Genomic DNA, 22,013 nt, shown 5'->3' with positions numbered 1-22,013 from the left:
AGTTGGTAAAATTGTGTCGGGTTGATTCACTGTCCGGCCAATCGGGTGTCGCGACAGCAGGCAGGCAGAGGCAGCGAAGCCGCTGCCCACAATGATCGCGGAGAGTCTGACATCTCGCTATGAATCTTATTGCGCTGGGCATCAATCACAATTCGGCGGCCGTCGAGGTCCGCGAGCGCGTGGCGTTCGCGCCCGAGCAGGTGAGCGAAGCTCTGGTACACGCCTGTGCCACCGCCGAGCTCGACGAAGCCGTTGTTCTGTCGACCTGCAACCGCACGGAGATCTACGCCGTGGCACGCGAGGGCAGCGTTCTCGCGGACAAATCGGCCCAGGTCATTGCCTGGATGGCAAACTACCACCATCTTTCCGTCGATGAGCTGCGCGCCGCGGCCTATCACCACGAGGCCGAGGATGCGCTGCGCCACCTGGTGCAGGTTGCCGCGGGTCTCGACTCCATGGTGCTGGGCGAGCCACAGATCTTCGGCCAGCTGAAGTCGGCCTTTGCCGTGGCCTCGGAGGCCGGCACCGTGGGAACGGAACTCGGACGTCTGTTCCCCCGCGTCTTCTCCATCGCCAAGAAAGTGCGCACCGATACGGCCATCGGCGAGAATCCGGTGTCCGTGGCCTATGCCGCGGTCGATCTGGCCAGCCATATCTTCACCGACCTGTCCGAGTGCAACGCGTTGCTGGTCGGTGCCGGCGAAACCATCGAGCTGGTCACGCGACACCTGATCGAGGCCGGCGTCAACAACGTCACCATTGCCAATCGCACGCTGGGGCGGGCCCGCGAACTGGCCCAGCGATTCGGCGCCGACGCGATCCTGCTCGCCGATATTCCCGATCAGCTGCCGACGTCCGATATTGTCATCACCGCCACCGGCAGCCAGCTGCCCATTCTCGGCAAGGGAGCGGTGGAGCAGGCCATCCGCAAGCGCAAGCACCGCCCCATACTGATGGTGGATATCGCCGTACCGCGGGACATCGAATCGCAGGTCGGGGAGCTTCGCGACGTGTATCTGTACACGGTGGACGACCTGCGGCAGATCGTCGAACAGAACATGCGCAGCCGTCAGCACGAGGCGCGCAAGGCGGACGACATCATTCTGCTCGGCGTGCAGGCCTACTGCGAGGAGCGGCGCTCGCTGGCCGCGGTCGATCTGGTCAAGGCCTACCGCCAGTCCGCCGAACAGGTGCGGGAGCAGGAACTCGAGCGTGCTCTGGCGAGCCTGGAGCGCGGCGACGACCCGGTCAAGGTCGTCACACAGCTGTCGCGCGGCATTACCAACAAACTCATCCACGCACCAACCAAGGGACTGAAGCAGGCCAGTGCCGAAGGCCGTCAGGACGTACTGGCGCACGCGCAGGGCCTGCTGGGCATTGAACTGCAGCAGGCCATGGAGGCGGTGGCGCAGGAGGGGATTGACGAGCCTCCCGTATCGGCCTCCATCACACCGATTCTGAGAGCGGCGGAAAAGAGCGGACGCGGCCGGCAGTGAAAGCCTCACTGCTGGAGAAACTCGATGCGCTCAGCGATCGCCACGAGGAGGTATCCGCGCTGCTCGGCGATGCCGAGACCATCGCCGATCAGGCCCGCTTTCGCGATCTCTCCCGGGAATACAGCGAACTCGAAGACGTCGTCCGCTGCTACGCTGATTACCGCAAGGTGCAGAACGATCTTGCCGAGGCCCGGTCGATGCTGGATGACAGCGATGCCGACATGCGCGCCATGGCCAGCGATGAACTCGAGGCAGCCGAGGCGCGTCTCGCCGTGCTTGAGCTGGAACTGCAGCGCCTGCTGCTGCCGCGTGATCCACGTGATTCCAGCAACGTTTTCCTCGAGATACGCGCGGGCACCGGCGGCGACGAGGCGGCGATTTTTTCCGGCGATCTTTTCCGCATGTACTCACGCTACGCGGAAACGAAAGGCTGGCGGGTGGAGCTGCTGTCGGAGCGCCCCGGCGAGCACGGCGGCTACAAGGAGGTCATCTGCCGCCTCGAGGGACGCGATGTCTATGCCTTCCTCAAGTTCGAGTCCGGCGCGCACCGGGTGCAGCGGGTGCCCGACACGGAATCCCAGGGCCGTATTCACACCTCGGCCTGCACGGTTGCGGTGCTGCCGGAAGCCGAGGAACTGGCCGAGATCGAGCTGAACAAGGGCGATCTGCGGATCGACACCTACCGTGCCTCCGGCGCTGGTGGGCAGCACGTCAACAAGACCGACTCCGCGGTGCGCATCACGCACATTCCCTCCGGAATCGTGGTGGAGTGCCAGGACGAGCGTTCCCAGCACAAGAACCGGGCGCGCGCCATGTCCCTGCTGCACGCCCGCCTGAACAATGCCGCAGAGGATGCCGCAACGGCGGAACAGGCGGAGCAGCGCCGCAACCTGGTTGGCACCGGCGATCGCTCCGATCGCATACGCACCTACAACTTTCCGCAGGGCCGACTGACCGATCACCGTATCAATCTCACGCTGTACAAGCTGAACGAGGTGATGAGCGGCGATCTGGATGCCGTGATAGAGCCACTGCGCAACGAGCACCAGGCCGACCAGCTGGCGGCGCTGTCTGCCCAGTAATGGCGACGGTACAGGCCCTGCTGTACGAGGCCGCAGGATTGCCCACCGAGGACCCGCGCCGGGATGCCGAGATCCTGCTCTGCCACTGCCTGCAGCGACCCCGAAGCTGGCTGTATGCCTGGCCCGAGGGCGAGGTCGATGAAACGGCTGTCGCCGCCTATCGTCGGCTTCTGCAGGAGCGGGGCGACGGGGTGCCCATCGCCTACCTGACCCAGCGGCGCGAATTCTGGTCATTGCCCCTGCGCGTTACGCCCGCAACCCTGATCCCGCGCCCCGATACCGAGGCACTGGTCCACTGGGCGCTCGAGCTGCCCCTGCCGGCAGCGGCCTGCGTGCTCGACCTGGGGACAGGCAGCGGTGCCATCGCGCTGGCGCTGGCCAGCGAGCGTCCCGCCTGGCGTGTGCTGGCAGTTGACGCCGATCGCGCGGCACTGGCCGTGGCCGACAGCAATGTGGCCGCCCTCGCGCCGGGTCGGGTAACGCTGCTGCACTCGGACTGGTTCACGGCGCTGCCGCCGCAGCGCTTTGATCTCGTGGTTGCCAATCCGCCCTATGTGGCGGCGGGGGATCGCCACCTCGGGGAGGGCGATGTGCGCTTTGAGCCGCGCCAGGCCCTGGTCAGTGGTGAACGCGGTCTGGATGACCTGACCCGCATTATCGCCGGCGCCCCGCCGCACCTGGCGTCGGCGGGTTTCCTGCTGCTGGAGCACGGCTGGGATCAGGCGGCGGCAGTGCGCCAACGGCTGTCTGCGCAGGGTTTCGGGAACGTCACCACCCGCAGGGACCTCGGCGGCAACGAGCGCGTCAGCGCGGGCCAGTGGCATGCTGTCGGATAGCGAGCTCGAGCGTTACAGTCGCCAGCTGCTGCTGCCGGGCTTCGATATTGCCGGGCAGGAGGCGCTGGGTCGTGCCCGCGTCCTGCTGGTCGGGCTCGGTGGTCTTGGCAGCCCGGCGGCGCTGTACCTGGCGGCGGCGGGTGTCGGAGAAGTGCGCCTGGTGGATGGCGATACGGTCGATGCGAGCAACCTGCAGCGACAGATCGCCCACGGCGAGGCGGATCTGGGTCGCAGCAAGGCGCAGTCGGCAGCGGATGCGGTGGCACGCCTTAACAGCGGGGTGCGGGTGCGGGTCATGCCAGAGCGGCTGGGCATGGACGGTCTGGCCGATGCCTGCGCCAGGGTCGATCTGGCGGTGGATGCCACGGATAACTATCCGACGCGGTTTGCCCTGAACCGTGCCTGCATTGCCGCGGGTATTCCGCTGGTGTCGGCGGCGGCGGTGCGCACGGAAGGTCAGGTGGCGACATTTCACCCGGCCAGCGGCGGCGGCTGCTACCGCTGTCTGTATCCCGAGCAAGGCGCGGAGTCGGCGTTGCGCTGCAGCGACAGCGGCGTCCTGGGGCCGGTTGTCGGCGTGGTCGGCAGTCTGCTGGCGCTGGAGGTGATCAAGCAGCTCAGCGGCATGCCGGGTTCCCTGGCGGGCGCGCTGCTGACGCTGGATCTGGGCGATTACCGGATTCAGCGCCTGGCGCTACAGGCCCGCCCGGGCTGCCCCGACTGCGGGGGTGAACAGGCCGCGGACAAGAGTGCTACACTTCGCGCCGGTAAAACCGATGAATAAGGAAGCCCATTGAGCAAGCATCCCGACGCAAAGCGCGCCTCCGGGGGGCGCGACAGCAGCGCCGCAAGCACGGATACCGTCTGGAGTCTCGACGACTTTCCGGTACCCGAAGTCGACGGCAAGGTGCGCTTTCACGATCTCGGTCTGCGCCAGGAAATCATGCACGGCATTGCCGACCTCGGTTTCGAGTACTGCTCGCCCATCCAGGGACAGATTCTGCCTTTCACGCTGCGCGGTCACGATGCCATCGGCAAGGCGCAGACGGGTACCGGCAAGACGGCGGCCTTTCTCATCACCATCTTCAACGATCTGCTGGAGAATCCGGTAGAGGAAGAACGCTTCATTGGCGAGCCGCGCGCACTGGTCATCGCCCCGACCCGCGAGCTGGTGATGCAGATCGGCGCCGACGCCGAGGAACTCGGCCGTCACACCGGTCTGCGCACGGTGACGCTGATCGGCGGCATGGACTACCAGAAACAGCTCAACCGCATCGGGCACCACGTGGTGGACCTGGTGGTCGCCACTCCCGGGCGCCTGATCGACTTCATGACCCGTCGTGACCTGTTCCTCGATCGTGTCGAGGTGCTGGTGCTCGACGAGGCCGACCGCATGCTCGACATGGGCTTCATTCCCCAGGTCAAGCGCATCGTGCGGGCGACGCCGCCCAAGGAATTCCGTCAGACCCTGCTGTTCTCGGCCACCTTCACCCAGGACATCATCAACCTGTCCGCGCAGTGGACACGGGAGCCGGTCAAGGTCGAGATCGAGCCCGACAGCGTGGCCACCGACACGGTGGATCAGAAGATCTACCTGGCCAGCAGCGAGGAGCGTTTCCGTATCCTGACCAACCTGCTGCGCAGCGACGCCGCCACCAGCATCATCGTATTTGCCAACCGGCGCGACCAGGTGCGGCGTCTGCACGAACGCCTGCAGCGCGCCGGCATCAGCTGCGGCATCCTGTCCGGGGAAATCCCCCAGGCCAAGCGCAGCAAGACCCTCGATCAGTTCAAGAAGGGCGAGATCGCCGTGCTGGTGGCCACCGACGTTGCCGGTCGCGGCATCCACGTTGACGGCGTCAGCCACGTGGTCAACTACAATCTGCCGGAGGACCCGGAAGATTACGTGCACCGCATCGGGCGCACCGGCCGAGCCGGCGCCAGCGGCATTTCCATCAGCTTTGCCAGTGAGGACGATGCCTTCCTGCTGCCCGATCTCGAGGCGCTGCTGGGCGAAAAACTCACCTGCACTCACCCACCGGCGGAGCTGCTCGCCTGAGCCTGCGGGTCCACTATCGGCCACCAGCCCTGGCGCCGCGCCTCAGCGGCCGGGGTTGACCGCCGCCAGCTCCTCCACCCAGAGCAGGGTCGCGCCGACCACCGCGGCGGGCACCACGAAAAAGTTCACGATGGGAATGCCGGTACACAGGGCGACCAGCCCACCGAAACCCATGCTCGACAGCCGCCGGCTGCGCACCGCCTCCTTGACGTCGGCAAAGGAGCGCTGGTGGTTGTCCATGGGGTAGTCCACGAACTGAATGCTCATCATCCAGGCACCGAGCAGCAGCCACAGCAGAGGCGCGATGGCGTTGAGCGCCGGAATCACGCTGACCAGCAGCACGAACAGCGCCATCGGCACGTAATACAGCAGCTTGGCGATTTCCCGGAACACGCCGCGGGGGACGCTGGCGAGTGCCCCCATTAGCCCTTCCAGGCCCGCCACGGGTTGCCCCGTGACCAGTTCCTCGGCCTTTTCCGCCAGCAGTGCATTGAAGGGAGAGGCGATGACCAGGGCGACGGCGGTGAACAGGTAGCCGGTGATCAGGCTGGTGGCGATGACTACCAGTGGCCAGAGGATCCATTCCAGAAAGCGCAGCCACTCGGGCAGCGCGGCCAGGGTCTGATCCAGCGTTGCGCTCAGCCAGGCGTAGCCCCAGCCGATCAGGCTGCCGAAGATGACGATGTTGACCAGTAAAGGTACCAGCACGAAGATGCGCAGTTTCGGGTGCGAGAGCAGCCGCGCGCCGCGCATGACATAGCCGGCCCCGTGCAGGGCATTGCCGCGCATGGTGAAAACTCCGTTGAATGGGCGTTGCGGGCAGTTTACCGAAAACGAGGGTCAGATTGCGTATAATGCGCCAAGGAGTGCGTTATGGCCGATGATGAAAAGCTTTTCTGGGAAGAGGTGGCAGACGTGGCGCCGATCCGCCGCGAGCGCCGCGTGCGGCGTCCCCCCGATTCTGCTGTCGATGCCGCCACTCTGGCCAAGCGGCGCGAAGCCGCGGCAATGGCCCGGGAGCGCGACCCCAATTTCCTCGCGGAAGAGGGCTTTGCCCCGCTTGATCCCTGGTATGTCCTTGATTTCAAGCGTCCAGGCATCCAGAACGGCGTGTTCCGCAAACTGAAGCAGGGCCGCTATGAAGCCGAGGCGCGACTGGACATGCACCGCATGACCGTGCGCCAGGCCCGGGCGGAGCTGTTTGCGTTCATGCGCGACTGTCACTCCCTCGGCCTGCGCAGCGTGATGCTGGTGCACGGCAAGGGTGATCGCAAGCCGGAGAAGGAGCGCGTCTCCATCCTCAAGGGCGGCGTGGATCACTGGCTGCGGGAAATGGATTCGGTGCAGGCCTTTCACAGCGCCCAGCCGCAGCATGGTGGGACCGGGGCGGTTTACGTTCTGTTGCGCAAGAGTGCGGAGAAGAAGCGTGAGAACCGGGAGCGATTCATGCGGGGGCGGGTGCCTTATGAGCCGGAGAAGCGCTGAGTTTCCGGGGACGTTTTTGGTGCACTTCGTAGCCCGGTCGAGCGCCGGAAAGCGGCTTTTCGAGACACGCCATAAAGCCATCCGTGGCGGCTCGGCGGCGACATCCATGTCGCCGACGGTCTCGAAAAGCCGCTTTCCGGCGCTCGACCTGACTGTCGGAGTTAACGACGCGGTTCGTAGCTGTGACTTCACTGCCCTAGCGTTGAGGTGGCTGGAACGGCTGCTTGCCGGCTGGATACAGGGGGCACGTCAGTCCAGCAGGTTGGCATTTGCGCGGAGGTTTGATGCGTCGGTGCGGCATTCTCTCCGGACGCTAGGAAAGTCGCTGTTCTGCCACGCGCAAAGCCAGTCATCGCCGGCTACCCGATACCGTTCCGTCTGCCCACCCCGTCTGAGGCCTGCTACCGAAGGTCGTCTGCCGAACTCAGCAGTTGGCAGCATCGTAAGGTTGGCTGCCGGCGGGAGGGATTTCGAGACCGTCGGCGACATGGATGTCGCCGCCGAGCCGCCATGGATGGCTTCACGGCGAGTCTCGAAATCCCTCCCGCCGGCGGCCAACCGAACTACGAAGCACCAAACTCGACAAGCGCAGCCGCGAACCCACCGCCAAGTCGATGTTCCTTTACGATAGAAAGAACCGTCTCGCCGGCGGCACTGGTCGCATTCACATCCCGGCCGTCCGCGGTAAAGAACACCAGAAAACGCCGGAAATCCCCCTCACGCATGCTCTGGTAAGCCCGCAGCAGGCAGTGAAAGTCGTCCGAATCACCCGAGTGCGAGCGCACATCGAGAAAGCTGCGCACGCGTGCATCGTCCCAGACCTCGTCGAGTACCTTCTCCTTGTCCTTACGCATCCTGCTGGTTGTCTCCGAGTTTGCGGGCGAGCAGCTGGTTGACCATGCCCGGGTTCGCCTGACCGCGGGAGGCTTTCATGACCTGGCCGACAAAATAGCCGATCAGTTTTTTCTGTTTGCCGGCATCGGCGGCGCGGTACTGGGCGACCTGGTCCGGGCTGTCTTTGATCACCGCGTCGACCATGGCCTCGAGTTTGCCGCTGTCGCTGACCTGCTTCAGGCCGCGGCTTTCGATGATCTGGTCGGCATCGCCTTCACCCTGCCACATGGCTTCGAACACCTGCTTGGCGATCTTGCCGGAGATGCTGTCATCGAGAATGCGCCGGATCAGCCCGGCGAGCTGCGTCGGCGGGACGGGTGAGCGGGTAATGTCGAGATCCTCGCGGTTGAGCTGCCCGAGCAGCTCCACCTGCACCCAGTTGGCGGCGATCTTGGCATCGCCGCAGTCCCGGGCCACGGCCTCGAAGTAGTCCGCCAGGGCGCGACTGTCGACCAGAACGCCGGCGTCGTAGGTGCTGAGGCCGTAGTCGGAAACGAAGCGCGCCCGCTTGGCCGGGGGCAGTTCCGGCAGTTCGCTGCGCAGCTGTGCTATCCAGCTTTCCTCCAGCACCACGGGCAGCAGGTCGGGTTCGGGGAAGTAGCGGTAATCGTTGGCGACCTCCTTGCTGCGCATGGGGCGGGTCTCGTCGCGCTCGGCGTCGTACAGGCGCGTTTCCTGCACCACGCGCCCGCCGGATTCCAGAATATCGGCCTGGCGCAGGGTCTCGAACTGGATGGCTTTCTCGACAAAGCGGAAGGAGTTGACGTTCTTGATCTCCGCGCGGGTGCCGAGTGTGTCGCTGCCGGCGGGCCGCAGCGAGAGGTTGATATCGCAGCGCATGGAGCCCTCGGCCATATTGCCGTCGGAGATCCCCAGATACAGCACCAGGCTGTGCAGGGCCTTGAGATAGGCGACCGCTTCTGTAGCACTGCGCAGGTCGGGTTCGCTGACGATCTCCAGCAGCGGTGTGCCGGCGCGATTCAGGTCGATGCCGGTCTGTCCGTGGAAGTCCTCGTGCAGGGATTTGCCGGCGTCCTCCTCGAGGTGGGCGCGGGTGATGCCGATAGAGCGGGTGCTGCCGTCCTCCAGCGTTATCTCGAACTCGCCGCGACCGACGATGGGCTCGGCGAACTGGCTGATCTGGTAGCCCTTGGGCAGGTCCGGGTAGAAGTAGTTCTTGCGGTCGAACACCGAGCGGCGGCCGATCTCGGCATCGATACCGAGGCCGAACATGACGGCGAAGCGCACCGCCTGTTCGTTGAGCACGGGCAGCATGCCGGGCATGGCCAGATCAACGGCGCTGGCCTGGGTGTTGGGCTCGGCGCCGAAGCGCGTGCTGCTGCCGGAAAATATCTTCGACTGCGTGGCCAGCTGCAGGTGCACCTCGAGGCCGATCACTGTTTCCCAGCTCATGCGGCATCTCCCGTCGATGCCGTTGCGGGCGGCCTCTGCTGATGCCAGTCGGTCGCCAGCTGCAGCTGGTGGGCCGCGGCCAGCAGCTGCGCCTCGCCGAAATGCGGACCCACCAGCTGCAGGCCCACGGGCAGGCCATCCACCTGCCCGGCGGGCATGCTGAGGGCGGGCAGGCCGGCGAGGTTGACGCCCAGCGTGTAGATGTCCTCCAGGTACATGGCAACGGGATCGTCGGTCTTTTCCCCAAGGCGAAACGCCGGGCCCGGTGTGGTCGGCCCGGCGATGATGTCCACCTGCCCGAAGGCGTCGAGATAATCCTGGCGGATCAGCCGACGGGCCTGCTGTGCCTTCTTGTAGAAGGCGTCGTAGTAGCCGGAAGACAGCGCGTAAGTGCCGATGAGAATACGCCGCTGCACTTCGTCGCCGAAGCCCTCCTCGCGACTGCGCGTGTACAGGTCGTGCAGGTCCCGGGGGCTGTCGCAGCGGTGGCCGTAGCGCACGCCGTCGTAGCGCGCCAGGTTGGTGGACGCCTCCGCCGGCGCAATGATGTAGTAGGCGGGGATGCTCAGCTCGCTGTGGGCAAGATCGATATCGACCAGGGTGGCACCGAGGGCCTCGAGTTCGCGGAGCGCGGCGCGGATACGGTCTGCCACCGCGGACTGCAGCTGCTCGCCGAACCACTCCCGGGGCAGTCCGATGCGCAGGCCCTGCAGTGACAGCGACAGCGCTGCCCGGTAGTCCGGCACCGGCCGGTCCATGCTGGTGGAGTCCCGGGCATCGTGTCCGGCCATGGCGCCGAGCAGAATGGCGCAGTCCTCTGCCGTGCGCGCCATCGGGCCGCCCTGGTCGAGGCTGGAGGCAAACGCGATCATGCCCAGGCGCGACACCCGGCCGTAGGTGGGCTTGATGCCGGTGATGCCGCACAGGGCTGCGGGCTGGCGGATGGAGCCCCCGGTATCGGTGCCGGTAGCAGCGGCGGCCAGGTCCGCCGCCACCGCCGCTGCGGATCCACCGGAGGAGCCGCCGGGAACGCAGCGGCTGTCCCAGGGATTGCGACAGGCGCCGTAGTAGCTGCTTTCCGAGGACGAGCCCATGGCGAACTCGTCCATGTTGGTCTTGCCGAGCGTAACGCAGCCCGCGTGGCGCAGCCGCTCCACCACGGTGGCATCGTAGGGCGGCACGAAGTTGTCCAGCATGCGCGAGGCGCAGCTGGTGCGCAGCCCGCGGGTACAGAAAATATCCTTGTGTGCGATCGGTATGCCCGCAAGGGGCGGTGCGCTGTCGCCGGCCAGCAGCCTGTCAGCGGCCTCGGCCTCGGCGAGAGCCGTCTCTGGTGCCACGCTGATATAGCTGTTGAGCTCGCCATCCCGCTGCGCGATTCTGTCGAGATAGCTCCGGGTGAGTTCGACGCTGGAGAATTCTCGGTCACGCAGGGCCTGTATCAGCTGCGCCACGGTCATAGTAATCATGCGGGGATTCCGGGGCTATTCGATGACTTTCGGGACGAGGTACAGGCCGTTTTCCACGGCTGGCGCAATGGACTGGAACTCGCTGCGGCGATTGCCCTCGGTGACGACATCGGCGCGCAGGGGCTGATGCGCATCCAGCGGGTTTGACAGCGGCTCCACACCCTCTGTGTCCACCGTCTGCAGCGTCTCCACCATGCCCAGAATGTCGTCGAGGCGGCGGGTCAGCGCGGGTAGTTCGTCACTGTCGACGCGCAGCCGGGCCAGTTCCGCGATGCGCGAGAGTTCGTCACTTCCAATGCTCATGGCCGCAGGTGCATCCGTTGTTGTTTCTGCCGTGGTGGTGCGGGTATGCGCGGCACACGCTCCCGCCGTTGCGTTGACGCGCTGCTGTCCACCCCTGATGCGCAGCAATCTAGCATATTCTCGTCTTGCCCAACATCCTTGCGGTTGATACTCTTGCAGGCTATTTTCGCGGCCCGGCGTCCAGTCGGATTGCGGCGGCATGTGTCCGGATGCCTCCCGGCATCAACGGGGCATCATGCGGACCCTACAAGGTAAACCATTTCCATGTTGAAGAAATTGCGGGGCATGTTCTCCAACGATCTGTCGATCGATCTGGGCACAGCCAATACCCTTATATACGTGCGCGGGCAGGGCATCATCCTGAATGAGCCCTCGGTGGTGGCGATACGCATACACAACGGTCAGAAGACCATCGAGGCTGTGGGTACCGAGGCCAAGCGCATGCTGGGTCGCACGCCGGGCAACATCACCGCGATCCGGCCGCTGAAGGATGGCGTGATCGCCGATTTCCAGGTCACGGAGAAAATGCTGCAGCACTTTATCGCCAAGGTGCACGAGACGCGCTACATCCGGCCCAGTCCGCGGGTTCTGATCTGTGTGCCCTGCATGTCGACGCAGGTCGAGCGGCGCGCCATTCGCGAGTCGGCACTCAGTGCTGGCGCGCGCGAAGTGCGCCTGATCGAGGAGCCCATGGCCGCGGCGATCGGCGCCGGCCTTGATGTCGATGAGGCCTCCGGCTGCATGGTGGTCGACGTGGGTGGCGGCACGACAGAAATCGCCATTATTTCACTCAACGGCGTTGTCTACCGCGATTCGTTGCGTCTCGGGGGCGATCGCTTCGACGAGGCCATCGTCGCCTATGTGCGCCGCCGCTACGGCACACTGATCGGCGATGCCACGGCAGAGCGCATCAAGGAAGAAATCGGTTCTGCCTTTGCCGGTAGCGAGGTCCGCGAGATCGATGTGCGCGGACGCAATCTCGCCGAGGGCGTTCCCCGCAGCTTCACGCTTAACAGCGACGAGATTCTCGATGCGCTGCAGGACCCCCTGGCGTCTATTGTGCAGTCCGTGAAATCCGCCCTCGAGCAGGCACCGCCGGAGCTGGCGGCGGACATTGCCGAGAGCGGCATAGTGCTTACCGGCGGCGGCGCGCTGCTGCGCGATCTCGACCGGCTGATTGCCGAGGAGACGGGGCTGCCGGTGGTGGTCGCGGATGACCCGCTGACCTGCGTGGCCCGCGGCGGCGGGCTGGCTATGGAACGCATGGATCGCCATACGATAGACTTACTGTCCACTGAGTAACTGATGGCCGGACAACCGGCCGGTTCCGGGGTCCTCTATCAAGCCGTTATTTGTCAAAGAGTCGAATCTTGGACTCAAGGTGGGTCTTGTCGCGCTGGTGGTCGTGGGTCTGCTGGTCGCCGACCTGCGCTACAGCCAGCTCGGGACCGCCCGCGCCTTTCTCGATACCCTGCTGATTCCCGTCCATACGGTGGCTGATATCCCCGCGGCCATCGGACGCTGGCAGGAGCGGCATCTGCGTTCCCGGTCGTCACTGATGGAAGACAACGATCACCTGTCCCGGGAAAACCTCGTGCTCAAGGGACGTCTGCAGCAGATGGCGTCCCTGCAGGCGAACAATGCGCGCCTGCGGGCGCTGCTCAATTCCTCCGCACTGCTGCGCGACGATGTGCTGGTGGCCGAGGTGATCGGCGTGGCTCCGGATCCCGTGCGCCACCAGCTCCTGCTCGACAAGGGCGGCAGCGATGACGTTTACGCCGGTCAGCCGCTGATCGATGCCGACGGTCTCATGGGGCAGGTCATCGAGGTGAGTGAATTCACCTCACGCGTGCTGCTGATTACCGATGCGACCCACTCCGTGCCCGTGCAGGTGAATCGCAATGGCGTGCGCGCTGTCGCAGAGGGCACGGGGTCACTGGATCTCCTCGAAGTGCATCACGTCGCCGCCACCACTGACATCGCGGAGGGGGATCTGCTGGTGACCTCGGGGCTGGGTCAGCGCTTTCCCATTGGTTATCCTGTGGCAACCGTGACCCGGGTCGAGCGCGATCCGGGCCAGGCTTTTGCGCGCATCGAGGCGCGCCCGGCTGCGGCACTGGATCGCGCCCGCCATGTGCTGCTGGTGTTTGCCCGCGGTGATGTTGCCGAGGTGAATGCGGAGGCGGGGGCGGGCGGCTGATGGTAGAGCAGCAGGCGCGCGGTTACTGGGTCATCCTGTCGAGTTTTCTCCTCGCCTACGTGCTCGCCATAGTGCCGCTGACGGGCCTGGCAGCCTGGCTGCGCCCGGAATGGCTGGCGTTGGTGCTGATCTACTGGGCGATCGCACTGCCGTATCGTGTCGGGCTGGCCACGGCGATGCTCGCCGGTCTGGGCATGGACGTGCTGGAGGGCGCGGTCATTGGCCAGAACATGCTGGCGCTGGCCCTCGTGGTGCTGCTGTCGCGGCTTCTGTACCAGCGCCTGCGGGTGTTCAGCATTGGCCAGCAGGCGCTGACCGTCTTTTTTCTCGCCGGGGTCCATCAGCTGGTCTGCCAGTGGATACAGACGGTGGAGGGTGCCGGGGCGCGCTCCCTGTGGTTCATGCTGCCGGCCATCACCAGCGCCGTATTCTGGCCGCTGGTCCTGGTGACACTGCGTCGCGCGCGCAGGCATTTCGAGGTGTATTGATGCTGTTGAATCGCCCATCTCTGATCCTCGCCTCACGCAGTCCGCGGCGGCGCGAACTGCTGGCGCAGCTCGGTGTCGAGGTGTCGGTCGTGCCCGCCGATATCGACGAGACCCCGGCGCCCGGAGAGACGCCGCGGGACTATGTCGAGCGCATTGCTCGGGAGAAAGCCGCGGCAGTCCAGCCGGCGGCCGACGCCTGTGTGCTGGCGGCGGATACCGCCGTGGTTGTGGACGGTGACATTCTCGGCAAACCCGAGAGTCTCGATGCGGGGCGACGGATGCTGCGTCGTCTGTCGGGGCGGGTACACCAGGTATTCACGGCAGTGGCACTGCGCTCGCCGCGCGACCTCCGCGTTATCTGCAGGGAGACCCGGGTGGCATTCCGGGCACTGGAGGATGCCGAGTGTGAGCGTTACCTGGCGTCGGACGAACCCTGGGACAAGGCGGGGGCCTACGCCATACAGGGGCTCGGTGGCGCCTTTGTCGAACGTATCGATGGCAGCTACAGCAACGTGGTGGGCCTGCCGCTGTGCGAAACACTGGCCCTGCTGCGCGGGGCAGGCATTCCCTCGGCGCTTGATGACCCCGCAGGCGGTGCATGAGGCCTCGCGACCCCGGCGACAGCGCGCCGACATCGATTCACCTGGAGCCCGGCTACCCGCCGCGGGATTCCGCGTTCCACCGCCTGGCCGGCGTCCTGTGGCGGCTGCTGGTAGCGGCCCTGCTCCTGCTCGCGGGTTATGTGCTGGCTCTGCGTCTGTTCCTGGGGGGAGTCAGCGTCTGGAAACAGGACCTGCTGACTGAGGTCAATACCCGGCTGCCGTTTACCCTGCAGGCCTCGGCACTCGAGGGAAGCCTGCAGGGCTTCAGCCCGCAGATTGTTCTTCGCGACCTGGCCATTCACTTCGATGCGCCGGGGCAGGCGCCGGTGATGCTGACATCGGGGCAGGTGCGCCTGAATCCGCTCAACTCCCTGCTGACGCTGACGCCGCAGATCAGCGACCTGCGTCTGGAGGGCCTGAACCTCGAGGTTGCACGCTCTGCCGACGGCGTTCTGCGTCTGGTGGGCTTCGAGGCGGGTGTCGGTCGCCTGCGCGACTGGTTGACGGGATTTCTCTCGCGGGTGGATGTGCTGCACATCGATCAGAGTCAGGTGCTGCTGCGCGATGCGGAGGGCGAACTGCTCAGCACCGCGGGAATCCAGCTTGACCTGAGTCGCAGCGGCAGCTTGCGGATGCTGGATGCACGGCTGTTTGTCCCGGGTAACGAGCTTCGCATACATGCCAACGGCGTCGGCGACCCGTTCACGGGAGCGAGCTGGCGTGGCGACGTCTACCTGCAGCTGGAGGGCAACAGCGTCGAGCGGCTGCTCGCCTGGGCGCCGACGGACACGCTGCCGATTGCCGTGAGCGGTGGTGGCTCGGTCGAGGCGTGGCTGTCGCGTGCCGGCGGTCGCAGCGACATTGCCCTGCGCGCGCGGACCGAGAACCTGGTGATTGCCGAGTCCGGGGGTGGCTGGGCGCTGCCTCTGCAGACGCTGGCCATGAATGCCTCGCTGTCGCAGGTGACCGGCGGCTGGCGCCTTCAGGCCAGTGATCTGTCGGTGGCGCACGACGGCCAGCGCTGGGACATGCCGCGTGCCCGCTTCCAGTTGCTGGGTGACTCGCTGTCGGCGCGGGTTGCCGGTATGCGGCTGGACGGCATTGAGACGCTGCTGGCCGCCGCACCCGCCATGCCGGAGGCACTGGCCAGTGCGCTGGCCGAACTGCGTCCCCGCGGCCTGCTGTCGGCGGCGGATCTGACGCTGGACGATATCCGAGCACCGGGCAGTGGCTGGAGTTTTTCTGCCCGCATCGATGATACGGCGGTGGACTCCTGGCGCGGCGCCCCGGGGGTCGATGGCCTGGATGCGCTGGTGCAGCTGACGCCCAGTAGCGGCCGCATTCTGCTGGACGGCCGCGAGACGGCGCTGAGCTTCCCCGCCTTTTATCGCGAGCCTCTGAGCTACCGGGAACTGTATGGCGAGCTGGCGCTGGCCTGGGACGATGAAGCGGTGCGCGTCAGCAGCAATCTCATTACGGCTCGCGGCGACGAGGGAACGGCAAAGGCCGTGTTCAGCCTGGATTTCCCGCGCCGGGAGGACGTGGTGGGACCTGCCATGAATCTGCTGGTCGGCCTGCGCGACAGCGAGCCACGGCATCGCGCCAAGTATCTGCCGTTCACCCTGCCGGACGGTGTCAGCCGCTGGCTGCAGGACAGCCTGGACGGCGGGCGCGTCGAGCAGGGCGGTTTTGTCTGGCGCGGCAGCCTGCGCCGCCGCAATTTCGAGCACATGACCGTACAGCTGTTCTTCCAGCTGCAAGACACGGATATCCGTTTCGATCCGCAGTGGCCTGCGCTGCGCGACTTTTCCGGTCCGGTGCTTATCGATGACCGGCGCGTCAGTATCTGGGCGGACGATGGCCACATCGGGGGACTGCCGCTGCAGCACCTGTCCGCAGAGATGGCCGGCACGGCGCCGGGTGTCAGCGAGATGGCGGTCGCCGCGCGCGTGGCCGGTGATGCCGGTGCCGGGCTGGGTATTGTCCGTAATTCGCCGCTCAATGCGCTGACCGACGGCGCCCTGGCAGACTGGCAGGCGAAGGGCGAGATGCGCGCTGACCTGCGCCTGCAGATTCCCGTGTCGAACCTCGCTGCGGGACCCCGCATTGACCTCGAGGCCTCACTGGATGGCGTCGATCTGGATATTCGCCCGGGCCGTCTTCCCCTGCGGGACCTGCAGGGGGCGCTGCGTTTTCAGACCGGTCGCGGGTTTGCCGGCAGCGAGGTCGCCGGTACGCTGTGGGGGGAGAGCCTGACGGCGAGTCATCCGGACACCGCTGACGCGACTGACACGCGGATCAATCTCGAGGCGACTGTCACGGCCCCCGCCCTGCTGGACTGGCTCGGTAAGGATGTCGGCATCATTCGTGGAAAGACTGCCGTGAGCGGCGAACTGCGCATCGTGCGAGGTCGCCCGCCGCGCCTGTCGCTGAACAGCGGTCTTGAGGGTGTCGCCCTCGCACTCCCCGCGCCCTGGGGCAAAGCCCCGGCGGACACCCGGGAACTGGCCCTGCAGCTGCGCCTTGGCGCCGGGAGCGCCGGCATCGACGTGTCGCTGGATGACACGCTGTCCGCGGCTCTGCAGCTGGAAGGGCGCCAGGTGGTGGGCGGCAATCTGGCGCTGGAGTCGGAATGGCTGCAGGCGGTGTATTCGCCGACCGCCTCGCCACAGGTTCTGGTCGACTGGCTCGATCTCGACGGGATGCGCGATGCGCTTGCCGCGGGCGCCGACAGTGCCGGGGATGCGCCCGGCGCTGCCACTGAGTCCGGCTCTGAGTCCGACTCTCAGTTCGCCAGGGACGAGCCCGGCAGCGGTATCTACCGCTTTCTCAGTGCCAGTCCCGCCACCGAGGTGCAGATACTGGATCTGCGCCGCGAAGGCAGTCTCGGTGGCCATCTGGCCTTTCGCTTCGAGAGCGATGGCAGCGCCCTCTATGCCCGCGATATTCGCGGTGACATTCTCGGGCTGCGCAGCGAAGGCGGCAGTGCGGGTGGCACGGAGATGCGCTGGTCCGCCGCCGGTGATGGTGGCTTCGCAACGGCGCTGGATATCGATCTCACTTTCGACAATCTCGGCGCGGTGTTTGAGGGCCTGGGGTTCGCGCCGGCCCTGGAATCCCGCAGCGGTGCCGCGGTTGGCAGCCTGCGCTGGACCGGGGTCCCTGCCGCACCGGCATTTGACAATCTGCAGGGCACGCTGCAGGTGCAGGCCCGCGCCGGGCGCCTGCTGCAGTCACCCGGCGGCGCCTCCGGCGCGCTGAAGGTCGTGACGCTGCTCAACCTGGCAGAGCTGCTGCAGGGACTCAGCCTGTCGTCCATGTTTGAATCGGGTATTCCTTTCGAGCGCGCCAGCGGTGACCTGGTGTTCAACCGCGGCCAGCTGCGCATTCCCTCACTCACCCTCGATGGGTCGGCCAGTGCCTTTCGCTTCAGTGGCACCACCAATCTGGAGGCCGTTGACGGGGAGCTGGTGGTCACGCTGCCGGTGGCCAACAACCTGCCCTGGGTAGCCGCCCTTGCTGCCGGCCTGCCGGTTGCCGCCGGGGTATTCGTCGTGAGCAAGGTCTTCGAGAAACAGGTAGAGCGAATGTCCAGCGGCGTCTACAGCGTGTCCGGGCCGGTAGACTCACCCCAGGTGCGTCTCAAGCGTATTTTCGACAACCGGTCCGAGGCGCTGCCGGAACCGGTCGAGGCTGACCCGCTGGCGGAAAAGTCGCCCGTGACCGGGCCGTCCCAGGATCCTCAGTCAGCGGATTCCACACCGGACGATCCGGACAACTCCCGCAGGTAGCGGAACAGTCGTCTGGCCGCTGCCGGTGGCTTGCCCGTGGCCTGTTCCCGGCCATGCTGGCGCAGCAGCTGACGCAGCAGCTGACGGTCCGCCTGTGGCCAGCGCGCCACCACCTCATTGATGGCCGTGTCGCCGCGTTGAACCAGATCATCCCGCAGCGCCTCCAGGGTATGCAGCGCCGCACTTTCCGCAGCGTGCGCCGCATGCAGCTGTTCCAGCGCTGCCGTCAGGGGCTCGGGGTCGACGTCGCGCATGAGTTTGCCGATGTACTGCATGTGGCGGCGTCGCGCGCTGTTGGAGCTGATGCTCCGGGACTGCAGGACAGCCACATGCAGCGCACTGTCGGGCTGCAGGGGAATCTGTTCCAGCTCGCGGGACGTCAGCGTGCACAGTCGCTCGCCCAGCGCCTGCCGCGCGGTCATTTCCCGCTTCAGCGCACTTTTGCTGGGTCGGCCATCGCCGCCGTCGTCCAGTGCACCCTGTTCATCGTGCCTATGTGCCATAAACCGCCGTCGCCAGGCCAAGGAATGCAAGGAAGCCGACGACATCGGTGACCGTGGTCAGGATCACGCCGCCGGCCAGGGCGGGGTCGATACGCAGCCGCTCCAGCGCCAGTGGCAGCAGTGCTCCCGAGACGCCGGCAGTAATCAGGTTGATGACCATGGCGGCAGCGAGCACCCCGCCGAGCATCCAGTCATCAAACACCAGTGACGCCGCGACGGCGACCACGGCGGCCCAGATGACCCCGTTGATCAGGCCGACCATGGCCTCGCGCTGTACCAGCCAGAGCTGGTTTTTCTGGTGAATGTGGCCGAGGGCAATGGCGCGCACCAGCACGGTCAGCGTCTGCGTGCCGGCAATGCCGCCCATGGAGGCAACGATGGGCATGAGCACGGCGAGCGCGACCACCTTCTCGATCGTGCCCTGGAAGGCGTTGATCACGGAGGCCGCGGTAATCGCCGTCACCAGGTTGATCGCCAGCCAGACGGTGCGGCGGCGCGCGGTCTTCAGGATGGGCGCAAAGGTATCTTCCTCCTCGCTCATGCCGGCCATCGACATCAGCGAGTGGTCGGCATCCTCGCGGATGACGTCGACCACGTCGTCAATCGTGATGCGTCCGACCAGACGCCCGTTCTCATCCACGACCGGCGCGCTCACCCAGTCGTTGCGCTCGAACTGGCGGGCGACCTCGTCATCGGGCATTTCCACCGGTATTGGTGCCTGGCGCGTCTCCATCATCTCGCGGACCGAGTGCGAGGGATCGGACACCAGCAGGGTGCGCAGGGGCAGCAGCCCCACGTAGCGGTCGTCGCGACTGACCACAATCAGATTGTCGGTCATTTCGGGAATTTCTTCATGGCGGCGCAGGTAGCGCAGCACCACGTCCAGCGTCAGGTCGGCACGGATGGTGATGGTATCCGTGTTCATCAGGCCGCCGGCGGTGTCGTCGGCGTAGAACATGACCTGCTCGAGACGCGAGCGGTCCTGCTGGTCCATGGCGTCGAGGACCTCGAAGGTCACCCGGTCCGGCAGCTGCTGCAGTATGTCGGCGACGTCATCGTCGTCGAGGGTGGCGGCGAGCTGGGCGAGATCGCTGGGCTCCATGCCGCTGAGAAACTCGAGCCGCAGCTCGGGGTTGAGCTCGTTGAGGACCTCGCTCTCGAGTTCCCCCTCGATCATCTGCCACAGCACCTGGCGGTGGCGCGGCGGTGTCGATGCCAGCAGGTGCGCGACGTCCGCCGGCTCCATTTTCAGCAGAATGCGGCGCACATCGGCCAGGGAGCCCTGTGCGAGCGCCTCGGAAAGCCGGTCCTGGGCCCTGGCTCTGTGCTGCTGTGTATCGCTGCTGGACATAGGCTGGGCGCGCTGGCCTGAGAATGGGTTAGCTGGCAATTATCCGGTAAAGGGGGCGCGACAACAACGTCGCAACTTATTCGGCCTCGTCGAAGCGGTTTTCAATCAGTGCAATGAGCGCCGCGAGCGCGGCTTCCTCGTCGTCGCCATCTATCTCGAGCTCCAGCCGGGTGCCTCTGGCCGCGGCGAGCATCATGATGGACATGATGCTTTTCCCATCCACCATCTGACCGTCGCGCCCGGCGCGGATGCGGCTTCTGAACGCGGAGGCACAGCTGACAAACTTGGCCGCTGCCCGGGCATGCAGGCCCAGCTTGTTGATGATGATGATGTCGCAGCGGATCATGTCAGACGACGGCTACTGCAGCTCGCGGTGGCGCAGATGGACCGGGCCGTCTCCGGATGCGCAGTGCCGGTGCAGCCGCTCCGCCATGTAGACGGAGCGATGCTGGCCGCCGGTGCAGCCCAGGGCAATCGTGATATAGCTGCGGTTGCTGCTGGCGTAGTGCGGCAGCCAGCGATCGAGAAAGCCGCTGATGTCGCCGAACAGCTGATGGGTTACCGCGTGGGACTCAAGGAATTCGCACACCGCCGGGTCGCGCCCCGTAAGCAGCCGCAGTTCCTTGCTCCAGTGCGGGTTGGGCAGCATGCGCAGGTCGAACACCAGATCGGCGTCGGCGGGGACGCCGCGCTTGAAGCCGAAAGACTGTATCAGCGTGGACAGTTCACCGACGGCACCCACGAGGCGCTGCCGAATGGCGTCCCGCAGTTCATGAATGCTCATCTGGCTGGTGTCCAGCGTCAGCGTTGCACTGGCCGCAAGCGGCTCGAGGATCTCCCGCTCGAGGCGTATGGCCTCGGCCAGGGGGATGCTGTCGCTGGACAGGGGATGGCGCCGACGGGTTTCGCTGAAGCGCTGTATCAGGGTGTTCTCGTCGGCGTCCAGATAGAGCACGCGCAGGCGTACCGAGGCCGGGAGTGAACCGAGAATCTGTTCCAGGTTGCCGAGTTCCGTGGCCGCGTTGCGGGCATCAATGCACACGGCGATACCGGCGCTGTCGCGACGCGATAGCGAGGGCGTCTCGGCGACGAGTGCCGGCAGCAGGGATGCCGGCAGGTTATCGATGGCGTAATAGCCCTCGTCCTCCAGCTGATGCAGGGCGGTACTCTTGCCGGAGCCGGACCGGCCGCTGATGATAATCAACTCCATGGTCGGTCAGCTTTCCCAGTCGGCAATCACGTTGAACAGCTCGTCGCCGCTGTCACAGGCGCGCAGGGCGTCGCACAGCGCCTCCTGGCGGAACAGGCCCGCCAGGGTAGCCAGAATCTCCAGGTGCTCCTGGTGCGCCTCGCCGGGCACGACCAGCACGCACAGCAGATCCACCGGCTCATCGTCCGGTGCGTCGAAGTCGGTGGGAGTCGCCAGGCTCATGAGCACGCCGAGGGGCTGCTCACAGCCCTCGAGACGGCAGTGCGGAATGGCGATGCCGCGACCCAGCCCGGTGCTGCCGAGCTTTTCCCGGGCAAGCAGGCTGGTGATGATGTCGGCGGCATCCAGCCCGGGCTGGTCGGCCACCAGCAGATCTGCCACCTCCTCGAAAATGCGCTTCTTGCTGTTCCCCGGCACCTGGCTGCGGCTGCGTGCCGGGGTCAGAATCGCTTTGAGATCGGTCATGATTTGCGCTTCCTAGTGAGGCCGGTGCTTTTCCTTGTGCTTGATCAGCTGGCGATCAAGCTTGTCTGCCATGGCGTCGATCGCCGCGTACATATCCTCGGATTCCGCAGCGGCGAAAAGGTCGCCGCCGGCCACGTGCATCTTGGCCTCGGCCTTCTGTACCAGCTTCTCCACCACCAGGGTGACTTCCGTTGTGGTGATCTCGCTGCTGTGTCGCTGCAGTCGCTCGAGTTTGCTTTCCACGTACTCCTTGAGTGGCTCGGTCAGGTCTACGTGGTGGCCGCTGATATTGAGTTGCATAGGGTGCTCCTTATGTACAGCTGTACTGGGGTTGGCTGTGGGTCGTGTGACGCCCTCAGGTTTGGA

The 22,013-nt window shown here is 65.8% G+C and carries 22 protein-coding genes; 11 read left to right on the top strand and 11 right to left on the bottom strand.

Annotation, left to right across the window (positions count from 1 at the left end; genetic code table 11):
• Positions 1-119: 119 nt before the first annotated feature.
• The 5 genes from hemA (at position 120) to rhlB (ending at position 5,473) form a co-directional block, all read left to right on the top strand.
• Positions 120-1,496, top strand: a complete 1,377-nt coding sequence (gene hemA, locus EV688_RS08140) for a glutamyl-tRNA reductase (protein WP_117315370.1) — start codon at positions 120-122, stop codon at positions 1,494-1,496.
• Positions 1,493-2,578 carry a peptide chain release factor 1 gene (gene prfA / locus EV688_RS08135; RefSeq protein ID WP_117315372.1) on the top strand — a complete coding sequence of 362 codons (1,086 nt, stop codon included), beginning with the start codon at positions 1,493-1,495 and terminating at the stop codon, positions 2,576-2,578. Before hemA ends, prfA begins: the two co-directional genes overlap by 4 nt.
• A complete protein-coding gene (gene prmC, locus EV688_RS08130) occupies positions 2,578-3,414 on the top strand; it encodes a peptide chain release factor N(5)-glutamine methyltransferase (protein WP_117315374.1) in 837 nt (278 codons plus the stop codon). The genes prfA and prmC overlap by 1 nt, the downstream gene beginning before the upstream one ends.
• Entirely contained in the window at positions 3,401-4,198 is a 798-nt protein-coding gene (locus EV688_RS08125; protein WP_117315375.1) for a HesA/MoeB/ThiF family protein, read from the top strand. Before prmC ends, EV688_RS08125 begins: the two co-directional genes overlap by 14 nt.
• A 123-nt stretch (positions 4,199-4,321) precedes the next feature.
• A complete protein-coding gene (rhlB, locus tag EV688_RS08120) occupies positions 4,322-5,473 on the top strand; it encodes an ATP-dependent RNA helicase RhlB (RefSeq protein ID WP_276309854.1) in 1,152 nt (383 codons plus the stop codon).
• A gap of 42 nt (positions 5,474-5,515) precedes the next feature.
• On the opposite strand, the gene cysZ is transcribed toward rhlB, so the two are convergent.
• The gene (cysZ, locus tag EV688_RS08115) at positions 5,516-6,262 is read right to left on the bottom strand and encodes a sulfate transporter CysZ (RefSeq protein ID WP_117315378.1); all 747 of its coding nucleotides are present in this window, start codon (positions 6,260-6,262) and stop codon (positions 5,516-5,518) included.
• Between the two features lie 84 nt (positions 6,263-6,346).
• On the opposite strand from cysZ, the gene smrA reads away from it, so the two are divergent.
• Complete coding sequence (gene smrA / locus EV688_RS08110; protein WP_117315380.1) at positions 6,347-6,958, top strand: DNA endonuclease SmrA; 612 nt, start codon at positions 6,347-6,349, stop codon at positions 6,956-6,958.
• A gap of 563 nt (positions 6,959-7,521) precedes the next feature.
• Here the strand turns inward: smrA and EV688_RS08105 are convergent.
• From EV688_RS08105 to gatC, 4 genes are read right to left on the bottom strand one after another with little or no spacing between them, the layout of a single operon-like run.
• Positions 7,522-7,812, bottom strand: coding sequence for a PA4642 family protein (locus EV688_RS08105; protein ID WP_117315382.1), 291 nt, complete (start codon positions 7,810-7,812; stop codon positions 7,522-7,524).
• Positions 7,805-9,265 carry an Asp-tRNA(Asn)/Glu-tRNA(Gln) amidotransferase subunit GatB gene (gatB, locus tag EV688_RS08100; protein WP_117315384.1) on the bottom strand — a complete coding sequence of 487 codons (1,461 nt, stop codon included), beginning with the start codon at positions 9,263-9,265 and terminating at the stop codon, positions 7,805-7,807. Before gatB ends, EV688_RS08105 begins: the two co-directional genes overlap by 8 nt.
• Positions 9,262-10,734, bottom strand: coding sequence for an Asp-tRNA(Asn)/Glu-tRNA(Gln) amidotransferase subunit GatA (gene gatA / locus EV688_RS08095; RefSeq protein WP_117315385.1), 1,473 nt, complete (start codon positions 10,732-10,734; stop codon positions 9,262-9,264). The genes gatB and gatA overlap by 4 nt, the downstream gene beginning before the upstream one ends.
• A 15-nt stretch (positions 10,735-10,749) precedes the next feature.
• Entirely contained in the window at positions 10,750-11,037 is a 288-nt protein-coding gene (gene gatC, locus EV688_RS08090; RefSeq protein ID WP_117315737.1) for an Asp-tRNA(Asn)/Glu-tRNA(Gln) amidotransferase subunit GatC, read from the bottom strand.
• A 264-nt stretch (positions 11,038-11,301) separates the two neighbouring features.
• Between gatC and EV688_RS08085 the strand changes: the two genes are divergently transcribed.
• Genes EV688_RS08085 through EV688_RS08065 form a run of 5 tightly spaced genes read left to right on the top strand, consistent with a single transcriptional unit; the run spans position 11,302 to position 18,118 of the window.
• On the top strand, positions 11,302-12,339 hold the full coding sequence (locus tag EV688_RS08085; protein WP_117315387.1) for a rod shape-determining protein: 1,038 nt from the start codon (positions 11,302-11,304) through the stop codon (positions 12,337-12,339).
• A gap of 37 nt (positions 12,340-12,376) precedes the next feature.
• Positions 12,377-13,237: a rod shape-determining protein MreC gene (mreC, locus tag EV688_RS08080; RefSeq protein WP_117315389.1), complete on the top strand. Its 861-nt coding sequence runs from the start codon at positions 12,377-12,379 to the stop codon at positions 13,235-13,237.
• Positions 13,237-13,725 carry a rod shape-determining protein MreD gene (mreD, locus tag EV688_RS08075; protein WP_117315391.1) on the top strand — a complete coding sequence of 163 codons (489 nt, stop codon included), beginning with the start codon at positions 13,237-13,239 and terminating at the stop codon, positions 13,723-13,725. The genes mreC and mreD overlap by 1 nt, the downstream gene beginning before the upstream one ends.
• Positions 13,725-14,327: a Maf family protein gene (locus EV688_RS08070; RefSeq protein ID WP_117315393.1), complete on the top strand. Its 603-nt coding sequence runs from the start codon at positions 13,725-13,727 to the stop codon at positions 14,325-14,327. The genes mreD and EV688_RS08070 overlap by 1 nt, the downstream gene beginning before the upstream one ends.
• Complete coding sequence (locus tag EV688_RS08065; protein WP_117315395.1) at positions 14,324-18,118, top strand: YhdP family phospholipid transporter; 3,795 nt, start codon at positions 14,324-14,326, stop codon at positions 18,116-18,118. Before EV688_RS08070 ends, EV688_RS08065 begins: the two co-directional genes overlap by 4 nt.
• Here EV688_RS08065 and yjgA read toward each other — a convergent pair.
• The 6 genes from yjgA to hpf form a co-directional block, all read right to left on the bottom strand.
• Entirely contained in the window at positions 18,070-18,621 is a 552-nt protein-coding gene (yjgA, locus tag EV688_RS08060) for a ribosome biogenesis factor YjgA (RefSeq protein WP_117315397.1), read from the bottom strand. The genes EV688_RS08065 and yjgA overlap by 49 nt on opposite strands.
• The gene (mgtE, locus tag EV688_RS08055) at positions 18,611-19,972 is read right to left on the bottom strand and encodes a magnesium transporter (RefSeq protein ID WP_117315399.1); all 1,362 of its coding nucleotides are present in this window, start codon (positions 19,970-19,972) and stop codon (positions 18,611-18,613) included. The genes yjgA and mgtE overlap by 11 nt, the downstream gene beginning before the upstream one ends.
• A gap of 76 nt (positions 19,973-20,048) precedes the next feature.
• Complete coding sequence (locus EV688_RS08050; RefSeq protein ID WP_117315401.1) at positions 20,049-20,318, bottom strand: HPr family phosphocarrier protein; 270 nt, start codon at positions 20,316-20,318, stop codon at positions 20,049-20,051.
• Positions 20,319-20,330: 12 nt separating this feature from the next.
• Positions 20,331-21,182, bottom strand: coding sequence for an RNase adapter RapZ (gene rapZ, locus EV688_RS08045; RefSeq protein ID WP_117315402.1), 852 nt, complete (start codon positions 21,180-21,182; stop codon positions 20,331-20,333).
• Positions 21,183-21,188: 6 nt separating this feature from the next.
• Positions 21,189-21,647, bottom strand: coding sequence for a PTS IIA-like nitrogen regulatory protein PtsN (gene ptsN / locus EV688_RS08040; protein ID WP_117315404.1), 459 nt, complete (start codon positions 21,645-21,647; stop codon positions 21,189-21,191).
• Between the two features lie 12 nt (positions 21,648-21,659).
• Positions 21,660-21,947, bottom strand: coding sequence for a ribosome hibernation-promoting factor, HPF/YfiA family (gene hpf, locus EV688_RS08035; RefSeq protein ID WP_117315406.1), 288 nt, complete (start codon positions 21,945-21,947; stop codon positions 21,660-21,662).
• Between the last annotated feature and the right edge of the window lie 66 nt (positions 21,948-22,013).

The organism is Chromatocurvus halotolerans (assembly GCF_004340525.1).
Taxonomy (GTDB): domain Bacteria; phylum Pseudomonadota; class Gammaproteobacteria; order Pseudomonadales; family Halieaceae; genus Chromatocurvus; species Chromatocurvus halotolerans.
This window is presented reverse-complemented; position numbering and strand designations above follow the sequence as displayed.

Coding starts and splice junctions, on each gene's coding strand:
- hemA (WP_117315370.1), top strand. CDS start 120: ATGAATCTTATTGCGCTGGGCATCAATCACAATTCGGCGGCCGTCGAG.
- prmC (WP_117315374.1), top strand. CDS start 2,578: ATGGCGACGGTACAGGCCCTGCTGTACGAGGCCGCAGGATTGCCCACC.
- EV688_RS08125 (WP_117315375.1), top strand. CDS start 3,401: ATGCTGTCGGATAGCGAGCTCGAGCGTTACAGTCGCCAGCTGCTGCTG.
- cysZ (WP_117315378.1), bottom strand. CDS start 6,262: ATGCGCGGCAATGCCCTGCACGGGGCCGGCTATGTCATGCGCGGCGCG.
- smrA (WP_117315380.1), top strand. CDS start 6,347: ATGGCCGATGATGAAAAGCTTTTCTGGGAAGAGGTGGCAGACGTGGCG.
- EV688_RS08105 (WP_117315382.1), bottom strand. CDS start 7,812: ATGCGTAAGGACAAGGAGAAGGTACTCGACGAGGTCTGGGACGATGCA.
- gatB (WP_117315384.1), bottom strand. CDS start 9,265: ATGAGCTGGGAAACAGTGATCGGCCTCGAGGTGCACCTGCAGCTGGCC.
- gatA (WP_117315385.1), bottom strand. CDS start 10,734: ATGATTACTATGACCGTGGCGCAGCTGATACAGGCCCTGCGTGACCGA.
- gatC (WP_117315737.1), bottom strand. CDS start 11,037: ATGAGCATTGGAAGTGACGAACTCTCGCGCATCGCGGAACTGGCCCGG.
- EV688_RS08085 (WP_117315387.1), top strand. CDS start 11,302: ATGTTGAAGAAATTGCGGGGCATGTTCTCCAACGATCTGTCGATCGAT.
- mreD (WP_117315391.1), top strand. CDS start 13,237: ATGGTAGAGCAGCAGGCGCGCGGTTACTGGGTCATCCTGTCGAGTTTT.
- EV688_RS08070 (WP_117315393.1), top strand. CDS start 13,725: ATGCTGTTGAATCGCCCATCTCTGATCCTCGCCTCACGCAGTCCGCGG.
- EV688_RS08065 (WP_117315395.1), top strand. CDS start 14,324: ATGAGGCCTCGCGACCCCGGCGACAGCGCGCCGACATCGATTCACCTG.
- yjgA (WP_117315397.1), bottom strand. CDS start 18,621: ATGGCACATAGGCACGATGAACAGGGTGCACTGGACGACGGCGGCGAT.
- mgtE (WP_117315399.1), bottom strand. CDS start 19,972: ATGTCCAGCAGCGATACACAGCAGCACAGAGCCAGGGCCCAGGACCGG.
- EV688_RS08050 (WP_117315401.1), bottom strand. CDS start 20,318: ATGATCCGCTGCGACATCATCATCATCAACAAGCTGGGCCTGCATGCC.
- rapZ (WP_117315402.1), bottom strand. CDS start 21,182: ATGGAGTTGATTATCATCAGCGGCCGGTCCGGCTCCGGCAAGAGTACC.
- ptsN (WP_117315404.1), bottom strand. CDS start 21,647: ATGACCGATCTCAAAGCGATTCTGACCCCGGCACGCAGCCGCAGCCAG.
- hpf (WP_117315406.1), bottom strand. CDS start 21,947: ATGCAACTCAATATCAGCGGCCACCACGTAGACCTGACCGAGCCACTC.